The sequence below is a fragment of the Nocardioides exalbidus genome (assembly GCF_900105585.1).
Lineage (GTDB): Bacteria > Actinomycetota > Actinomycetes > Propionibacteriales > Nocardioidaceae > Nocardioides > Nocardioides exalbidus.
In genome coordinates, this window is sequence record NZ_FNRT01000002.1 from 2,020,682 (window position 1) to 2,037,023 (window position 16,342).

At 72.3% G+C, this 16,342-nt stretch carries 15 protein-coding genes; 8 read left to right on the forward strand and 7 right to left on the reverse strand.

What is annotated here, in order from left to right:
- Nucleotide 1: 1 nt before the first annotated feature.
- From panD to BLV76_RS10000, 6 genes are all read left to right on the forward strand, one after another.
- Complete coding sequence (panD, locus tag BLV76_RS09980) at nucleotides 2–418, forward strand: aspartate 1-decarboxylase (protein ID WP_090968990.1); 417 nt, start codon at nucleotides 2–4, stop codon at nucleotides 416–418.
- Nucleotides 419–427: 9 nt separating this feature from the next.
- Entirely contained in the window at nucleotides 428–2,098 is a 1,671-nt protein-coding gene (locus tag BLV76_RS09985; RefSeq protein WP_175539627.1) for an L-aspartate oxidase, read from the forward strand.
- The gene (nadC, locus tag BLV76_RS22515; RefSeq protein WP_175539628.1) at nucleotides 2,095–2,997 is read left to right on the forward strand and encodes a carboxylating nicotinate-nucleotide diphosphorylase; all 903 of its coding nucleotides are present in this window, start codon (nucleotides 2,095–2,097) and stop codon (nucleotides 2,995–2,997) included. Before BLV76_RS09985 ends, nadC begins: the two co-directional genes overlap by 4 nt.
- The gene (locus BLV76_RS09990; protein WP_090968991.1) at nucleotides 2,994–3,764 is read left to right on the forward strand and encodes a type III pantothenate kinase; all 771 of its coding nucleotides are present in this window, start codon (nucleotides 2,994–2,996) and stop codon (nucleotides 3,762–3,764) included. Before nadC ends, BLV76_RS09990 begins: the two co-directional genes overlap by 4 nt.
- Nucleotides 3,765–3,900: 136 nt before the next feature.
- Nucleotides 3,901–4,224: a histone-like nucleoid-structuring protein Lsr2 gene (locus BLV76_RS09995; RefSeq protein ID WP_090968992.1), complete on the forward strand. Its 324-nt coding sequence runs from the start codon at nucleotides 3,901–3,903 to the stop codon at nucleotides 4,222–4,224.
- Nucleotides 4,225–4,227: 3 nt separating this feature from the next.
- Nucleotides 4,228–4,803: a basic secretory protein-like protein gene (locus tag BLV76_RS10000; protein WP_090968993.1), complete on the forward strand. Its 576-nt coding sequence runs from the start codon at nucleotides 4,228–4,230 to the stop codon at nucleotides 4,801–4,803.
- A 13-nt stretch (nucleotides 4,804–4,816) separates the two neighbouring features.
- On the opposite strand, the gene BLV76_RS10005 is transcribed toward BLV76_RS10000, so the two are convergent.
- The 3 genes from BLV76_RS10005 to BLV76_RS10015 all read right to left on the reverse strand — a co-directional run bounded on the left by BLV76_RS10005 (nucleotide 4,817) and on the right by BLV76_RS10015 (nucleotide 7,632).
- Nucleotides 4,817–5,611, reverse strand: a complete 795-nt coding sequence (locus BLV76_RS10005; protein WP_090968994.1) for an ABC transporter ATP-binding protein — start codon at nucleotides 5,609–5,611, stop codon at nucleotides 4,817–4,819.
- Entirely contained in the window at nucleotides 5,608–6,678 is a 1,071-nt protein-coding gene (locus tag BLV76_RS10010; protein WP_090968995.1) for a taurine ABC transporter substrate-binding protein, read from the reverse strand. Before BLV76_RS10010 ends, BLV76_RS10005 begins: the two co-directional genes overlap by 4 nt.
- 72 nt (nucleotides 6,679–6,750) lie before the next feature.
- On the reverse strand, nucleotides 6,751–7,632 hold the full coding sequence (locus BLV76_RS10015) for an ABC transporter permease (RefSeq protein ID WP_090968996.1): 882 nt from the start codon (nucleotides 7,630–7,632) through the stop codon (nucleotides 6,751–6,753).
- Between the two features lie 213 nt (nucleotides 7,633–7,845).
- On the opposite strand from BLV76_RS10015, the gene BLV76_RS10020 reads away from it, so the two are divergent.
- On the forward strand, nucleotides 7,846–10,443 hold the full coding sequence (locus BLV76_RS10020) for an ATP-dependent Clp protease ATP-binding subunit (protein WP_090968997.1): 2,598 nt from the start codon (nucleotides 7,846–7,848) through the stop codon (nucleotides 10,441–10,443).
- Nucleotides 10,444–10,463: 20 nt separating this feature from the next.
- Here the strand turns inward: BLV76_RS10020 and BLV76_RS10025 are convergent, their stop codons facing one another.
- On the reverse strand, nucleotides 10,464–11,345 hold the full coding sequence (locus tag BLV76_RS10025; protein ID WP_175539629.1) for an HhH-GPD family protein: 882 nt from the start codon (nucleotides 11,343–11,345) through the stop codon (nucleotides 10,464–10,466).
- 67 nt (nucleotides 11,346–11,412) lie between these two features.
- On the opposite strand from BLV76_RS10025, the gene BLV76_RS10030 reads away from it, so the two are divergent.
- Nucleotides 11,413–12,228, forward strand: coding sequence for a hypothetical protein (locus BLV76_RS10030; RefSeq protein WP_139306541.1), 816 nt, complete (start codon nucleotides 11,413–11,415; stop codon nucleotides 12,226–12,228).
- A gap of 458 nt (nucleotides 12,229–12,686) precedes the next feature.
- On the opposite strand, the gene disA is transcribed toward BLV76_RS10030, so the two are convergent.
- The 3 genes from disA to BLV76_RS22835 all read right to left on the reverse strand — a co-directional run bounded on the left by disA (nucleotide 12,687) and on the right by BLV76_RS22835 (nucleotide 16,244).
- Entirely contained in the window at nucleotides 12,687–13,766 is a 1,080-nt protein-coding gene (gene disA / locus BLV76_RS10035; protein ID WP_090969000.1) for a DNA integrity scanning diadenylate cyclase DisA, read from the reverse strand.
- Between the two features lie 126 nt (nucleotides 13,767–13,892).
- Nucleotides 13,893–15,290, reverse strand: coding sequence for a DNA repair protein RadA (gene radA / locus BLV76_RS10040; RefSeq protein ID WP_090969001.1), 1,398 nt, complete (start codon nucleotides 15,288–15,290; stop codon nucleotides 13,893–13,895).
- A 42-nt stretch (nucleotides 15,291–15,332) separates the two neighbouring features.
- Nucleotides 15,333–16,244, reverse strand: coding sequence for an ankyrin repeat domain-containing protein (locus tag BLV76_RS22835; protein ID WP_217630313.1), 912 nt, complete (start codon nucleotides 16,242–16,244; stop codon nucleotides 15,333–15,335).
- Nucleotides 16,245–16,342: the final 98 nt, after the last annotated feature.

Here is a 16,342-nt window from a genome sequence, read left to right on the forward strand (position 1 = left end):
CATGCTCCGCACCATGATGAAGTCCAAGATCCACCGCGCCACCGTCACCCAGGCCGACCTGCACTACGTCGGCTCGGTGACCGTCGACGAGGACCTCCTCGACGCCGCCGACCTGCTCGCCGGCGAGCTCGTGCACATCGTCGACGTCACCAACGGCGCCCGCCTCGAGACCTACACCATCGCCGGCGAGCGCGGTTCCGGCGTGATCGGCATCAACGGCGCGGCCGCCCGCCTCGTGCACCCCGGCGACGTCGTGATCCTCATCGGCTACGGCCAGATGGAGACGGCCGAGGCGAAGGAGCACCAGCCCCACGTCGTCTTCGTCGACGCCGACAACAAGATCATGGGCACGGGCTTCGACCCCGCCGAGACGTTCGGGGACCCGTCGCTGTCCCGGGGCGACCTCGTCACTCGATAGCCTGCACGGATGACCACCCACCGGCCGGTCCCGGGTCGCCTGCGTGCGCCCGCACCCGGTTGGACCACCCGCGCGGACGTCGTCGTGGTGGGGTCCGGCATCGCCGGGCTCACCGCCGCCCTCCGCATCCACGCGGCTGATCCCTCGCTCCACCTCACCGTCGTCACCAAGGACGTGCTCGCCGCCGGCTCCACCCAGTGGGCGCAGGGCGGCATCGCGGCCGCGCTCGGCCCCGGCGACACCCCGGAGCAGCACGAGCGCGACACGCTCGTCGCCGGCGCGGGTGCCTGCGACGTCGAGGCCGTACGCGTCCTGGTGACGGAAGGCCCGGACGCCGTGCGCGAGCTCATCGCGCTCGGCACCCAGTTCGACCACCACCCCGACGGCGAGCTGTCGCTGACCCGCGAGGGCGGGCACCACCGCGACCGGATCGCCCACGCCGGCGGCGACGCGACCGGCGCGGAGATCCAGCGCGCGCTGATCGCGGCCGTCGAGCGGGCGCCGGAGATCGAGGTCATCCAGCACGCACTGGCGGTCGACCTGCTCCGCGCGGCCGACGGCGGGGTCGCCGGCCTGACCCTCCACGTGCTCGGCGAGGGCCAGCACGACGGGGTCGGCGCCGTGCACTGCCGCGCGGTCGTGCTCGCCTCCGGTGGGCTGGGCCAGGTCTTCAGCCAGTCCACCAACCCGAGCGTCTCGACCGGTGACGGGATGGCGCTCGCGATGCGCGCGGGCGCCCGGGTCCGCGACCTCGAGTTCGTGCAGTTCCACCCGACCGTGATGTGGCTCGGTCCCGACTCGCAGGGCCAGCAGCCCCTCATCTCCGAGGCCGTCCGCGGCGAGGGCGCGTTCCTCGTCGACTTCGAGGGCCACCGCTTCATGCAGGGCCAGCACGAGCTCGCCGACCTCGCTCCGCGCGACGTCGTCGCCAAGGCGATCACCCGCCGGATGATCGAGACCGGCAGGCCGCACATGTGGCTCGACGCCCGTCACCTCGGCGCCGACTTCTGGGAGCGCCGCTTCCCGACGATCCTCCGCGTCTGCCGCGAGCACGGCGTCGACCCGGTGACCGACCTGATCCCGGTCGCCCCCGCCCAGCACTACGAGTCCGGTGGCGTCGCGACCGACCTGTGGGGGCGTACGACCGTGCCCGGCCTCTACGCCACCGGCGAGGTCGCCTGCTCCGGGGTGCACGGCGCCAACCGCCTGGCCTCCAACTCGCTGCTCGAGGGGCTGGTGTTCTCGCGCCGCATCGCCGAGGTGCTGCCCGGGGAGCTGCGTGACTGGGCCGAGCCCACGCCCGACGAGCGGCCCGAGGGCCTTGTGTCCGGTGACCGACGTCGCGCCCTGCAGGACGTGATGACCTCCCGTGTCGGCGTGCTGCGCGCCGCCGACGGCCTCGCCGAGGCGCTGGAGTTCCTCACGACCGTCGACCCGGGCGAGCCGGTCGTCGGGCCCCCCGCGTGGGAGACCACGAACCTCCTGACGATCAGCACCGCGCTCGCCGCGGCCGCCGCCCTGCGCACCGAGACCCGCGGCTCGCACTGGCGCGAGGACTTCCCCGACCGCGACGACTCCAGGGCCGGCCACGTCGACTCGTGGCTCGTCGACGGCGACGTCCGCAACGTGTGGGAGCACGCGCCCTCGACCGACCCGTCGACCACCGGAGCTCTCGCATGACGAGCCTCGACGACGTACCCCAGGAGCTCCGCGACGAGCTCGAGACGGCCGGGCTCGACCTCGACCAGGTGTGGGCGAAGCTCGCCGAGGCCTTCGAGGAGGACCTCCCGGAGAGCCCGCACGTCGACCCGACCAGCGAGTCGACCATCCCCGCCGACGCACGCGGCGAGGCGGTCTTCGGCGCGCGCGAGGACGGCGTCGTCTCCGGTCTCGGCATCGCCGCGATCACCTTCTTCATGGTCGGCGCCGACGCGACGGTCACCGACCGCGTCCCCGACGGCACCCGGGTGGCGAAGGGCGACGTCGTCATGCGGATCACCGGCCTGACGCAGCGGATGCTGGTCGCCGAGCGCACAGCCCTCAACGTCGCGAGCCACCTGTCGGGCATCGCCACCGCCACCGCGAAGTGGGTCGAGGCGCTCGAGGGCTCGCCGACGCGCGTCCTCGACACCCGCAAGACGCTTCCCGGCCTCCGGGCGCTCCAGAAGTACGCCGTCCGCTGCGGCGGCGGGGTCAACCACCGCTTCTCGCTCCAGGACATGGCGATGGTCAAGGACAACCACGTCGTCGCCGCCGGGGGAGTGCTCCCCGCGCTCGAGGCGATCCGCGGCCGCCACCCGGGACTGCCGGTGGAGGTCGAGGTGACCACGCTCGACGAGCTCGAGGAGCTGCTCGCCCTGCCCGAGCCGCCCGAGCGGGTCCTGCTCGACAACATGGACGACGCGACCATGGCCGATGCCGTACGCCGCACCGCCGGGCGGGTGCCGCTCGAGGCCAGCGGCGGGATCACCCTCGAGCGTGCCGCCCGCATCGGTGCGACCGGCGTCGATTTCGTGTCGGTCGGGGCGCTGACCCACTCGGTGACGGTCTTCGACCTCGGCATGGACCTGCTGTCATGACCCTGCTCGCCGTCGACATCCGCAACACCCACACCTTCCTCGGCCTGCTCGACGGCGAGGACGTCAGCGACCACTGGCGGGTCAGCTCGCTGGAGGGCCGCACCGCGGACGAGTGGTCGGTGCTGCTGCTCGGCCTGCTCGGTGAGCGGGTCGACGACGTCGACGGCATCGCCCTGTGCTCGACGGTCCCGGCGGTGCTCCACGAATGGCGCGAGATGATCGAGCGCGAGTTCGACGACATTCCCGTGGTCGTGGTCGAGCCCGGCGTGAAGACCGGCATTCCGGTGCTGATGGACAATCCGCGCGAGGTCGGCGCCGACCGGATCGTGAATTCACTGGCCGCGGCCACCCTCCACGGTGGGCCCGCCATCGTGGTCGACTTCGGCACGGCCACCACGTTCGACGTCGTGAATGCGAAGGGACAGTACGTCGGGGGTGCGATCTCGCCCGGCATCGAGATCTCCCTCGACGCGCTCGGGCGCCGGGGCGCGCAGCTGCGCAAGGTCGAGCTGGTGCGGCCGAGGTCGGTGATCGCTAAGAACACCGTCGAGGCGCTGCAGAGCGGCATGGTGTTCGGTGTCGCCGCGCAGGTCGAGGGCCTGGTCGCGCGGATGATCGCCGAGCTCGGAGAACCCGCCGGGAGCGTCACCGTGATTTCCACCGGGCACCTCGCCGCATTGTTGGTCGACGACTGCTCGTGTTTCACCGTGCATTCCCCGTGGCTCACCCTCCAGGGATTGCGACTCGTGTTCGAGCGGAATTCCTGACCCGCAATTGCTGGAAGGGACTCCTTGACACATTTCGCGACTCTTCGCGTTCTTTTCGGGAATCGGTTCGATTCTGATTCAATGCTGTGATCCGCGCTTGCCCCCACAAAGCGCAACAGCAGAAAAGGAATTCCCCATGGCACAGAAGGTCAACATCGTCCTCGTCGACGACCTCGACGGGACCGACGCCACCGAGACCGTCACCTTCGGGCTCGACGGAACGACCTACGAGATCGACCTCAACGACGCCAATGCGTCCGCCCTCCGCGAGGCGCTCAGCGGCTACGTCGGCCACGCCCGCAAGGTCACCGGCGGCGCCCGTCGCGGCCGCAAGGCTGCCGCGACGTCGTCCTCGAACACCAAGGACGTCCGCGAGTGGGCCAAGGCCCAGGGCATGGAGGTCTCCGAGCGCGGCCGCATCTCGGCCGACGTGCAGCAGGCCTACGACGCCGCTCACTGACACGTGTCCCCCTCGGAGTGGCCCGGGCTCCTCACGGGCCACCTGAGGGGTCGCAGGCGCCGGTCCGGCATCCGGTCGTGGGCCAACGCCCTCGTCGCCGAGCACGGCCGGGCCGTCGCCGACGTGATGGGCCTCGAGCCGGTCCGGGTGCTGGTCGTGGTCTCACCCCGCCCCGGGATCGCCGTCACGGGCGGGCGGGTGATCCGGCTCCACGAGCCGTGGTTCGTCGAGCACCCGGACGACGCCGGCTGCGTGGTGCACGAGCTCTCCCACGCCTACCTCCAGCCGCGCGAGCACTCCGAGCGCACCCACTGGGTGATCGAAGGCATCGCCGACCTCACGCGCAACCGGCTCGGCCTGTCGACCGAGTGGTCGCAGCCGGGCTTCGAGCCGGGCGCCGCGCTCACCGGCTACCAGCCGTCGGCCCACTTCCTGGCCTGGGTAGACGAGCAGGCTCCCGGCACCGTCGTCGCCGTGTCGCACCGCCTGCGGGAGGGGACGTACGACCCCTCCCGCTTCGCCGTCGACGGCCGCACGGTCGACGAGCTGGTCCGCGACTACGAGGCCGCCCACGCCTAGCCCCGAGGCGGGCTCAGCCGACGTCGGCGTAGATGGCGCGCCGCACGTCCGCGGTCAGCTCGGCGTACTCGGGCAGCGAGCGGATGTCGGCGACGGGCACGCTGTGCCCGTCGCGGCCGAACCGCGCGGGTGCGTCGAAGACGATCCGGCCGGGTCGGGGGCTCATCACGAGCACCCGCGATCCCAGGTAGACCGCCTCGTCGACGCTGTGCGTGATGAACAGGATCGTCTTCCCGGTCTCGCGCCAGATCTGGAGGAGCTCGCCCTGCAGTCGCTCGCGGGTCAGGGCGTCGAGGGCACCGAACGGCTCGTCCATCAGCACGATGTCGGGGTCCCCGGCCAGCACGCGTGCGATCTGGCAGCGCTGCTGCATGCCGCCCGAGAGCTCGTAGGGGCGGTGCTCCGCGAAGTCGCCCAGGCCCACCAGCTCGAGGTAGTGGTCGGTCCGGGCCCGTCGCTCGGCCGCCGGCACGCGCTGGAGCCGGGGACCCACCTCGACGTTGCGGCGCACGTTCAGCCACGGGAAGAGGGTCGGCTGCTGGAAGACGACGCCGCGCTCGTGCCCCGGTCCCCGCACGGGCTCGCCCGACACGGTGACCGAACCGCTGCTCGGCTCGGTGAAGCCGGCCAGGATGCGGAGCAGCGTGGTCTTGCCGCAGCCGGACGGGCCCGCGAGGGTGACGAACTCGCCCGGCGCGATGTCGAGGGTCGTGGCCGCGAGCGCGGGCAGCGACTCGCCGCCGACGTCGAAGCTCTTGGCCACACCGTCCAGCGAGATGGCGCGTCCCTGGCCCGCGCCGGTCGTCACGGGCCCACCGAGCCCGCGGGCCGCGCGTCGACGTGCGAGGCGTAGTCCTCCGTGCTCCCCACGGCGTCGATGCCGCCCTGCTCCAGCAGGAAGGACGCAGTGGTGTGCAGGTCGTCGGCGAGCTTGCCGCCGAGGTAGTCCGGTCCGGCCTGGGTGGCGGCGTCGAGGAAGGTGAGCCCGTCGAACTGGGGCAGGACGTCCTCGGGGTCGATGCCCAGCACGACGGCGACCGACTCCGCGGCCTTCTCCGGGTCGTCCTGGATCATCGCCACCGCGTAGTCCTGGGCCTTGGCCCACTGGTCCATGAAGGCGGCGTTGTCCTCGGCGAAGGCCGCGTCGACCGTGCCCACGTCGAAGGTGGGCCGGCCAGCCTCAGCCGTGTCGGCGCTGGAGAGGATGCGGGTGCCGCCGTCCTCGATGAGCTGGCTCTGGGTGGGGTCCCAGACCCACGCCGCGTCGATCTGGTCGCCCTGCCAAGCGCCGGCCATCTTCTCGGGGTCGAGGTTGATGACCTTGACGTCCTTGTCGGGGTCGAGGCCCTCCTCGATCAGGGCCTGCAGCAGGGAGTAGTGGGCGGTGCTGCTGAACGGCACGGCGATGGTGGCGCCGCGCAGGCCCGCGAGGTCGGTGACCGACGGGTCCTTGGCGATCAGCGACTCGGCGTCGCCGATCACGTCGTGGATCCAGACCACGTCGAGGTCGACGTCGGCGTTGGTCGGCTCGGAGGACGCGATGGTCGCGGGCGAGGAGCCCATCAGGCCGAGGTCGACCTCGCCGGCGCCGTAGTAGCCCACGACTTCGCCGCCCGACGCGGCCTGGACCCAGGTGATCGTGGCGTTGGGCATGCACGCCTCGAGCAGCCCCTGGTCCTTGACCACGACGTCGCCGTTGGGGATGGCCTGCCAGGCGATCCTGGCGGTCGTGTCGATCGACTCGTCCGGTGTCCACGGGCAGGCCGACTCCTCCGGAGCGGCGCTGCTCGAACGGCCGGACTCGACGCAGCCGGTGAGGCTGATCGCGAGGCATGCGGTGGTGGCGGCCGCGGCGAGGGTGCGGAAGTGGGGCATCGGTTCTCCTGGGGTGACGGGGACGTGGAACAGGGGTGGGAGCTGCGGTCGTACGTGAAGAGGGGTGTGGGGTCAGGCCCGGCCGCGCCAGGGCACGAGGGCGCGCTCGAGCGCCTTGAGGCCGAGGTCGAGGACGATGGCGGCGAGGCCGATCACGAAGATGCAGGCGACGACGAGGTCGCTGCGGAGCTGCTCGCCCGCGAGGTAGGCGAGGCCGCCGATGCCGGGGATGCCGTTGGCGATCTCGGCGGCCACGACCGTGGTCCAGGCGAATCCGGTCGCGACGCGGATGCCCGTCAGGATGTCGGGAAGGGTCGAGGGCAGCACGACGGCCCAGAGGGTCCGGGCGCGACCGGCGCCGAGGCTGAGCGCGGCATTGACCTGGTCCTCGCGCACGCCACGGACGCTGGCCATCGTCGCCATCGTGATCGGCGGGAACGCCGCCAGGAACAGCAGCCACACCTTGGAGGTGTCACCGATGCCGAACCACACGATGAGCAGGCCGATGTAGGCCAGCGGCGGGAGCGAGCGCAGGAAGTTGAGGTAGGGCTCCAGCAGGGTGCCGAGGAAGGTGGTGCCCATGACCAGGCCGAGCGGCACGCCGACGAGGATGCCGCCGCCGACACCGGCGGCGATGCGCTGGAGGCTCGCGAGCAGGTGCTCCCACAGGTAGTAGTTCTGCTCGCCCCGGACCATGCGGCTCGATCCCGCGCTGACGGGGTGGTCGGAGTTGGCGCGCGTGAACGCGTCCCACACGTCGCCGGGCGACGGCAGGAACAGCGGGCGGACCAGACCGGCGCGGGTGACGGCCCACCAGACGGCGAGCAGCACGACGAAGGTGGTCACGTGCAGCGCAGCACGGCGCACGCGTCCGCGTCGCGCCGCGCGGCGGCGGGTGTCAGCGACGTCGCGGTCACGCGGGGCGGCGCGCTGCAGGGTCGGGGTGAGGCTCATCGGGGGTCCTTCGTGAGGTGGAGCTCAGGCCCGAGAACTTAAGCATACTGAATTACTAGACTTATCGACGCCCCCCGGTCCTCCGTTCGCTGTCAGCGGACGGGCTCGTGCTGTGCGGGGGAACACGTAGGCTGGAGTCGGGCGTTGAGCCCAGTGTTCGTGCTCCCGCCCCGGCGGGGGGCCAGCGGACCACGCAGACGTAGAGGAGCGCACATGTTCGAGCGGTTCACCGACCGAGCCCGGCGAGTTGTCGTGCTGGCCCAGGAAGAGGCCCGCATGCTCTCCCACAACTACATCGGGACCGAGCACATCCTGCTCGGTCTCATCCACGAGGGCGAGGGCGTCGCCGCCAAGGCCCTCGAGTCCCTCGACATCTCCCTGGAGGCCGTGCGCGCCCAGGTCGAGGAGATCATCGGCCAGGGCCAGCAGGCCCCGTCCGGCCACATCCCGTTCACGCCCCGCGCCAAGAAGGTGCTCGAGCTCTCGCTGCGCGAGGCACTCCAGCTGGGCCACTCCTACATCGGCACCGAGCACATCCTGCTCGGCCTGATCCGCGAGGGGGAGGGCGTCGCCGCGCAGGTGCTGCAGAAGCTCGGCGCGGACCTCAACCGGGTGCGCCAGCAGGTCATCCAGCTGCTCAGCGGCTTCCAGGGCAAGGAGTCGGCCGCGTCCGGCGCCCAGACCGCCGGTGCCGGTGGCGAGGCGCCGTCCAGCTCGCTGGTCCTCGACCAGTTCGGCCAGAACCTCACCCAGGCCGCCCGCGAGGGCAAGCTCGACCCGGTCATCGGTCGCGAGCAGGAGATCGAGCGCGTGATGCAGATCCTGTCGCGACGCACGAAGAACAACCCCGTCCTCATCGGGGAGCCCGGCGTCGGCAAGACCACGATCGTGGCCGGCCTCGCCCAGGACATCGTCAAGGGCAACGTGCCCGAGACGCTGAAGGACAAGCAGATCTACACGCTCGACCTCGGCGCCCTCGTCGCCGGCTCGCGCTACCGCGGTGACTTCGAGGAGCGCCTCAAGAAGGTGCTCAAGGAGATCCGCACCCGCGGTGACATCGTGCTGTTCATCGACGAGATCCACACCCTCGTCGGTGCCGGTGCGGCCGAGGGCGCGATCGACGCCGCCAGCATCCTCAAGCCGATGCTGGCCCGCGGCGAGCTGCAGACCATCGGCGCCACCACCCTCGACGAGTACCGCAAGTACCTCGAGAAGGACGCCGCGCTCGAGCGCCGCTTCCAGCCCATCCAGGTCCAGGAGCCCTCGATCGCGCACACGATCGAGATGCTCAAGGGCCTGCGCGACCGCTACGAGGCGCACCACCGCGTCACCATCACCGACGAGGCCCTGGTCTCGGCGGCGACGCTGGCCGACCGCTACATCTCCGACCGGTTCCTGCCGGACAAGGCCATCGACCTCATCGACGAGGCCGGGTCGCGACTGCGCATCCGCCGGATGACCGCGCCGCCGGACCTGCGCGAGTACGACGACAAGATCGGCGACGTGCGCCAGCGCAAGGAGGCCGCGATCGACGGGCAGGACTTCGAGGCCGCGGCCCGCCTGCGCGACGAGGAGAAGCAGCTGTCCGCCCGCCGTGCCGAGCGCGAGAAGCAGTGGCGCGCCGGCGACCTCGACGAGATCGCCGAGGTCGACGAGGAGCTGATCGCCGAGGTCCTGGCCGTGGCCACGGGCATCCCGATCGTGAAGCTCTCGGAGGAGGAGTCCACCCGTCTGCTCAAGATGGAGGACGAGCTGCACAAGCGCGTCATCGGCCAGGAGGACGCCGTCAAGGCACTCTCCCGCGCGATCCGTCGTACGCGTGCGGGCCTCAAGGACCCGAAGCGTCCCGGAGGGTCGTTCATCTTCGCCGGCCCGTCCGGCGTCGGCAAGACGTGGCTGTCCAAGACGCTCGCGGAGTTCCTCTTCGGCGACGAGGACGCGCTCATCCAGCTCGACATGAGCGAGTTCTCCGAGAAGCACACCGTCTCGCGGCTCTTCGGCTCGCCTCCCGGCTACGTCGGCTACGAGGAGGGCGGCCAGCTCACCGAGAAGGTGCGCCGCAAGCCGTTCTCAGTGGTCCTGTTCGACGAGGTCGAGAAGGCCCACCCCGACATCTTCAACAGCCTGTTGCAGATCCTCGAGGAAGGTCGTCTGACCGACTCCCAGGGTCGGGTGGTCGACTTCAAGAACACCGTCATCATCATGACGACCAACCTCGGCTCGCGAGACATCGCCAAGAGCGTCAACCTCGGCTTCGGTGCCGTGGGCGCCGACGCGGCGGGCTCCTACGAGCGGATGAAGAGCAAGGTCTCGGAGGAGCTCAAGCAGCACTTCCGCCCCGAGTTCCTCAACCGTGTCGACGAGATCGTGGTGTTCCCGCCGCTGTCGCAGGAGCAGATCGTCGCGATGGTCGACAACATGATCGCTGCCGTCGAGCTCCGGCTGAAGGACCGCGACATGTCGCTCGAGCTCACCCAGCCCGCCAAGGCGCTGCTGGCCGAGCGCGGCTTCGACCCGGTCCTCGGTGCCCGACCGCTGCGCCGCACGGTGCAGCGCGAGATCGAGGACGTGCTCGCCGAGAAGATGCTCTTCGGCGAGGTCGGCCCGGGGCAGATCGTCCTGGTCGACGTCGAGGGCGAGGGCCCGGCGGCGAAGTTCACGTTCCTCGGCCAGAAGAACTCGGCCGTGCCCGACATGCCGCCGTTCGAGACCGCCGACCTGGCGATCGAGCCGCAGCGTGACGACGAGGGCAACCTCGAGGGCCCGGACGACTCCGAGGGTCCGGTCGACGTCCCGCGCGACCCGGCCTGACGTTCAGCCAGATCGCCTGATCACCCCGGGAGCGCCCAGCGCCCCGGGGTGATCTGCGTCAGGAGGCCGTCGTCGACGAGGCCGGCCAGGCAGCGCTCCCGCTGGTCGGCCCGCGGCCACGCCGCCTCGGCCTGCGCCGTCGTGACCGACGACTGCTCCCGGGCGAGGGCCATGATCCGGCCGCGGCACTGCCGGTCGGTGCCGGCCCACGCCTGCCCGCGGCGGGGCGGACCGTCGTACGCCGGGAAGCCGGCGCCGCGCCAGGCGCACACCTCCGCGATTGGGCAGGCGTCGCACGACGGCTGGCGCGCCGAGCACACGAGCGCGCCGAGCTCCATCGTCGCCACCGCCCAGGTCGCTGCGGTCGCCTCGTCGTCGGGCAGCAGCGCGGTCGCGACGTCCCGCTCGGCGCGGGTGACGGCCGGTGCGGGGAACTCCTGCCCGGACACCGCGCGGACCAGCACCCGCCGGACGTTCGTGTCGAGGACGACGTGCCGCTGGCCGAAGGCGAAGCTCGCGATGGCCGAGGCGGTGTAGTCCCCGACGCCCGGCAGCGCGAGCAGGTCGTCGTACGACGTCGGGACCTCGCCGCCGTGCCGCTCGACGATCGCGGTGGCGGCGGCGCGCAGCCGGAGGGCGCGGCGGGGGTAGCCGAGGCGGCCCCACATCCGCACGGCCTCGCCCGTCGGCTCGGCGGCCAGGTCGGCCGGGGTGGGCCAGCGCTCGAGCCACAGCGCGTGGACCGGCAGGACGCGCACGACCGGCGTCTGCTGGAGCATGAACTCGCTGACCATCACCGACCACGGCGTGGCCTCGAGCCCGCGCCAGGGCAGCTCGCGCGCGTGGTCGTCGTACCAGCCGAGCACGGCGTCGTGCAGCGCGCCGGGAGTGGGGGAGTCCATCGCGGCGATCGTAGGTGAGCCGGTGCGCCTCCGCCGAGACGGGCTCCCGGCTCCATAGCCTGACCCCATGCCGACGACCGTCCGACCCCGAGGGCCTCTCCCGGCCCGGGTCTACTGGACCCGTCGACTGGTCGTGCTCGGCATCCCGCTCGTGCTCGTGGTCGTGCTCGCCCGGATCCTCGGCGGTTCGTCCGACGCCACCGAAGCGGCCGGCGAGAAGGCGACCCGGACCGGCGCGAGCGTCGCGCCCACTCCTGCCCCCTCCGCCGGCCCGACCGCCGGCGCGGGGACGGGCAAGAAGAACAAGGGCAGGAAGAACAAGGGCGACCAGGGCCAGCAGCAGGGGACCGCGCCGCCCGAGCCGGTCCTGGCCGAGCCCTCCGGGCCCTGCGACGCCTCCGACATCGTCGCGACCCCGGCGGTGACGCAGGTCGCCGGCGGCCAGGACATTCCGCTCACGTTCAACCTGCGGACCGTCGTGACCGAGGCCTGCACGTTCCAGGCGTCGGCGCAGACCATGACGGTGACGATCACCTCGGGCAGTGACTTCATCTGGAGCAGCCAGCAGTGCCCGGACTCGATCCCACTCCAGGACGTGGTCGTCCGGAACGCGGTCGAGGTGCCGGTCACGCTCACGTGGGCCGAGGGCAAGAGGTCCGACGAGACCTGTTCGGGACGCACCGACTGGGCGCGCCCCGGTTTCTACCACGTCGAGTCGGCCGCCCTCGGCGGCGAGGGCACCGACGTCCAGTTCGAGCTCGTCGCTCCGCAGCCGGGCGTCGTCACCCAGACCGCCGACCCCCAGACCCAGGGCGGCACCGGCAAGAAGGGCGACCGGTCCCACACCCCCGGCCAGGACGGTACCGGCAACAGCGAGGGCTGACCGGGCACTTCCTCCCCGTCTCGGACGCCGACCGGGCACTTCGTTCCCGTGTGGAACGCCGACCGGGCACTTCGGTTCCCCCGCATCTGCGGGGGAGCACGAACTTCCAGGGGCGTGCACGGCACCAGAAGCTTGGACATCCCCGCATCTGCGGGGGAACTGGAAGGGCCAGCCCGGGCGTACGACGTCCTGCCGGGGGTCCGAGGGTCGTGACCTCACGGTGAGGTCTCGACGTGGCCGTCACGACCTCTCGCCAGCCGCGGACACGTGTCCGGGATGTCGCCCCCGACGGACCGGTGCGAGGGCAGTTCCTCGGACACGTGTCGGAGCAAGTGGGGGTACGTCGACCTGGCGGGCGCCGCTGGCCTCCGAGGGTCTCTGCCTCCCCCAGGGATTTCGACGCGCCCGTCGCCGCCTCGTGCCTCAGCGGCTGGGCTTGCTCAATCTGGGCCGTCTCGTCAGATGTAGCGCTCGGTGATGCTGGACTCGGCGAGGCGGGAGAGGCCCTCGCGCACGGACCGGGCGCGGAGCTCGCCGACGCCGTCGACGGCCTGGAGGTCGTCGATGCCGGCGGACAGCAGCTGCTGGAGGCCGCCGAAGTGGTCGACGAGGCGGTCGACGACCGCGACCGGGAGGCGGGGGACCTTGGCGAGCAGGCGGTAGCCGCGCGGCGCGACCGCGGCGTCGAGGTGCTCGGCACCGCCGAGGCCGATCGCGCGGGCGACGGCGGCGGGGTCGACGAGCTCGGTGGAGGACAGGCTCTCGAGCTCGGCGAGGTGCACACCGGGGCCGGCCTGGCGGCGCTTGCCGGGGAGGTAGTCGCGCACGACGAGCTCACGCTCGGCGTCGACGCCGGTGACGAGCTCCTCGAGCTGGAGGGAGAGCAGGCGGCCGTCGGTGCCGAGCTCGAGGACGTAGTCCTCGATCTCGGTCGCGATCCGGATCACCATCTCGAGGCGCTGCGCGACGACGGCGACGTCGCGCACGGTGACCAGGTCCTCGATCTCGAGGGCGGACAGGGTGGCGGAGACCTCGTCGAGGCGCAGCTTGTAGCGCTCGAGCGTGGCGAGGGCCTGGTTGGCGCGGGACAGGATCTTGCCGGAGTCCTCGAGGACGTGGCGGATGTCGCCGACGTAGGCCGCGATGATCTGCATCGACTGCGACACCGACACGACCGGGTGCCCGGTCTGCTTGGCGACGCGCTCGGCGGTCCGGTGCCGGGTGCCGGTCTCCTCCGACGGGATCGTGTGGTCGGGCATGAGGTGCACGGCCGCCCGGTGGATCCGGGTGAGGTCCTTGTCGACCACGATGGCGCCGTCCATCTTCGCCAGCTCGCGCAGGCCCGTCGCGGTGAAGGGCACGTCGAGGGTGAAGCCGCCGGTCGAGATCGACTCGACGAGCTTGTCCTGGCCGAGCACGATCAGCGCGCCGGTGCGGCCGCGGAGGATGCGCTCGAGGCCGTCGCGCAGCGGCGTACCGGGTGCGATCGAGGCGAGTGTTGCGCGCAGCCGAAGCTGCTCGTCGTTGCGCTCTGCCACCGATCCTCCGCGTGCTCAGTCCGTGCTCGTGCTCGGGGCACCCCCGTGCGTCCCCGGTGAAGTGTAGGGCGCGGCACGCCTTCCGAGGCGTCCGTGACTGACCCGTGACCTGCGGCTCCGAGCTGACTAGAGCGGCGGCGTGAGCTCGAGCGTGAGCAGCGCGCTGAAGATGTCGTCGACCTCCACCACGCGGAGCCCGTCGACGGTGCGGCGCGAGGGGATCCCGCGCTCGCTCTCGAGCGGACGCCCGCGCGGCACCACCGCCACCTTGAACCCGAGCCGCGCCGCCTCGGCGATGCGCTGGGGCAGGTCACGGACCCGACGCAGCTCGCCGGCCAGGCCGATCTCGCCGATCGCGACCGCGCCCCGCGGAGCGGGCACGCCCAGGTGCGAGCTGGCGACGGCGACCGCGATGGCGAGGTCGGCAGCAGGGTCGTGGAGCTTGGCGCCGCCGACGGTCGCGACGAAGGTGTCGCTGCCCGTGATCCGCAGCCGCGCGTGCCGCTGGAGCACCGCCAGGACCATGTCGACGCGCGAGGACTCGACCCCCGAGACCGTGCGGCGGGGGCGCTCGAGCGGCGACGGGGTGAGGAGGGCCTGCACCTCGGCCAGCAGCGGGCGCCGGCCCTCCATCGTGACCGCGACGCAGGTGCCGGCGACGTCCTGCGTGTGGTGCTCGACGAAGAGGCCGGTGGGGTCGGTGACGGCCTGGATGCCCTCCGACGACAGGTCGAAGCAGCCGACCTCGTCGATGGGGCCGTATCGGTTCTTCATCGCGCGGACCATGCGGAAGCGGGAGTTGCGCTCGCCCTCGAAGTGGAGCACCACGTCGACGAGGTGCTCGAGGACGCGCGGGCCGGCGATCGAGCCGTCCTTGGTGACGTGGCCGACGATCACCGTGGTGATGTTGCGGGTCTTGGCGACGCGGATCAGCGCGGCCGCGACCTCCTTGACCTGGGTGACGCCGCCGGGCACCCCCTCGATGCCGGAGGCGCCGATGGTCTGGATCGAGTCGACCACGAGCAGCGTCGGCCGGACCTCCTCGATGTGGGTCAGCACCGCGCCGAGGTCGGTCTCTGCGGCGAGGAAGAGCTCGTCGTGCACCCCGCCGGTGCGGTCGGCGCGCAGCCGCACCTGGGCGGCCGACTCCTCGCCGGTGACGTAGAGCGTGCGCTGGCGGGTGCGCGCGGTCTGGGCGGCGACCTCGAGTAGCAGCGTGCTCTTGCCGACGCCGGGCTCCCCGGCCAGCAGGATCGCCGCGCCCGGCACCAGGCCGCCGCCGAGCACGCGGTCGAGCTCGGGCACGCCGCTGGAGCGGGCGACCGACTCGGTGATCGGGACCTGACCGATGGGGACGGCCGGGGTCGACACCGGCCCGGCGGCCGCGCGCATCGTGGGTGCGCCCGCCTCGGCGACGGAGCCCCACGCCTGGCACTCGCCGCACCGCCCGACCCACTTGGCGGTCTCCCAGCCGCACTCGGAGCACCGGTAGGAGGAGCGCTGCCTGGGGGCCTTGGTCGACATGGGCGCCACGCTAGGCGAGGCCACCGACAGCCCCGCGGACGCTCACCGGGAGAGCAGCGCCGCGATGGCGTCGTACCCCCGGGCGCGCGCGTGCGCGAGGGCCGTCACGCCGTCGCGGTCGGGGATCGAGGGGTCGGCGCCGCGCGCGAGCAGGATCGCGACGATCCGCTGCCAGCGCTCGGTGCCCTCGCCCAGGACCACCGCCTCGAGCAGCGCCGTCCAGCCGAGGTCGTTGACGTGGTCCACGTCGACGGCCGTGTGCTGCAGCGCCCAGCGGACGTAGGCCACGTGGCCGCGCTCGGACGCCGGGATGATCGAGACGCCGCCGTAGCGGTTGCGCAGCGCGACGTCGGGGTCGAGCGGGAGCAGCAGCTTCGCCATGGCGACCGAGCCGGTGACGCCGGTGACCAGCCACGGGGTGTCCTGTTGCGCGTCCACGGCGTCGGGGTCGGCTCCGAGGCGGGTGAGCAGGTCGGCGACCTCCAGCCGGTCGTCGATGACCGCGAGCAGGAGGGGCGTACGACGACGCGCGTCGCGCACGTCGACCGGAGCACCAGCCCGGAGCGCCAGCGCCGCGCCGTCGGCGTCGCCGCGGGTGGCGGCGCGCAGCAGCTCCGCGCCGGGTTCGCGGACCGGGTCGTCGGCGCGGGTGAGGAGGCGGGCGAGCGAGGTCAGTCCCAGGGCGTCGGCGCGCTCGGCCGAGTCGGCCACCTCGGCGCCCTGCGCGAGCAGCTCCCGGACGTCGGCGCGTGCCGCGGCAGGGTCGGCGACAGCTCCCCGGACCGCCTCCGCCAGCGGCGACAGGTCGGGCTCCGTCACCTCGGGCACCGCCGGGGACCTGGTGGGACTCGGCGTGCCCGACGGAGCCGGATCGGGCTCCGGGCTCGCCGAGCAGGCGGTCGCGGCCAGCAGCCCGACGACGACCAGTCCCAGCCCCGCTGCTCTCCTTCGCACGGCACGATCCTCCCAGCCCGACCCACACCCGCGCGCCGTCCACTGGTCTCGACCACGTTTCCACAGCGTGGCCGCCCGGCCTGTGGAAGACCCGGCGA

Bases quoted from the DNA above. Each gene is read 5' to 3' on its own strand.
- panD (WP_090968990.1), top strand. From the start codon at position 2: ATGCTCCGCACCATGATGAAGTCCAAGATCCACCGCGCCACCGTCACC.
- BLV76_RS09985 (WP_175539627.1), top strand. From the start codon at position 428: ATGACCACCCACCGGCCGGTCCCGGGTCGCCTGCGTGCGCCCGCACCC.
- nadC (WP_175539628.1), top strand. From the start codon at position 2,095: ATGACGAGCCTCGACGACGTACCCCAGGAGCTCCGCGACGAGCTCGAG.
- BLV76_RS09990 (WP_090968991.1), top strand. From the start codon at position 2,994: ATGACCCTGCTCGCCGTCGACATCCGCAACACCCACACCTTCCTCGGC.
- BLV76_RS09995 (WP_090968992.1), top strand. From the start codon at position 3,901: ATGGCACAGAAGGTCAACATCGTCCTCGTCGACGACCTCGACGGGACC.
- BLV76_RS10010 (WP_090968995.1), bottom strand. From the start codon at position 6,678: ATGCCCCACTTCCGCACCCTCGCCGCGGCCGCCACCACCGCATGCCTC.
- BLV76_RS10015 (WP_090968996.1), bottom strand. From the start codon at position 7,632: ATGAGCCTCACCCCGACCCTGCAGCGCGCCGCCCCGCGTGACCGCGAC.
- BLV76_RS10020 (WP_090968997.1), top strand. From the start codon at position 7,846: ATGTTCGAGCGGTTCACCGACCGAGCCCGGCGAGTTGTCGTGCTGGCC.
- BLV76_RS10025 (WP_175539629.1), bottom strand. From the start codon at position 11,345: ATGGACTCCCCCACTCCCGGCGCGCTGCACGACGCCGTGCTCGGCTGG.
- BLV76_RS10030 (WP_139306541.1), top strand. From the start codon at position 11,413: ATGCCGACGACCGTCCGACCCCGAGGGCCTCTCCCGGCCCGGGTCTAC.
- radA (WP_090969001.1), bottom strand. From the start codon at position 15,290: ATGTCGACCAAGGCCCCCAGGCAGCGCTCCTCCTACCGGTGCTCCGAG.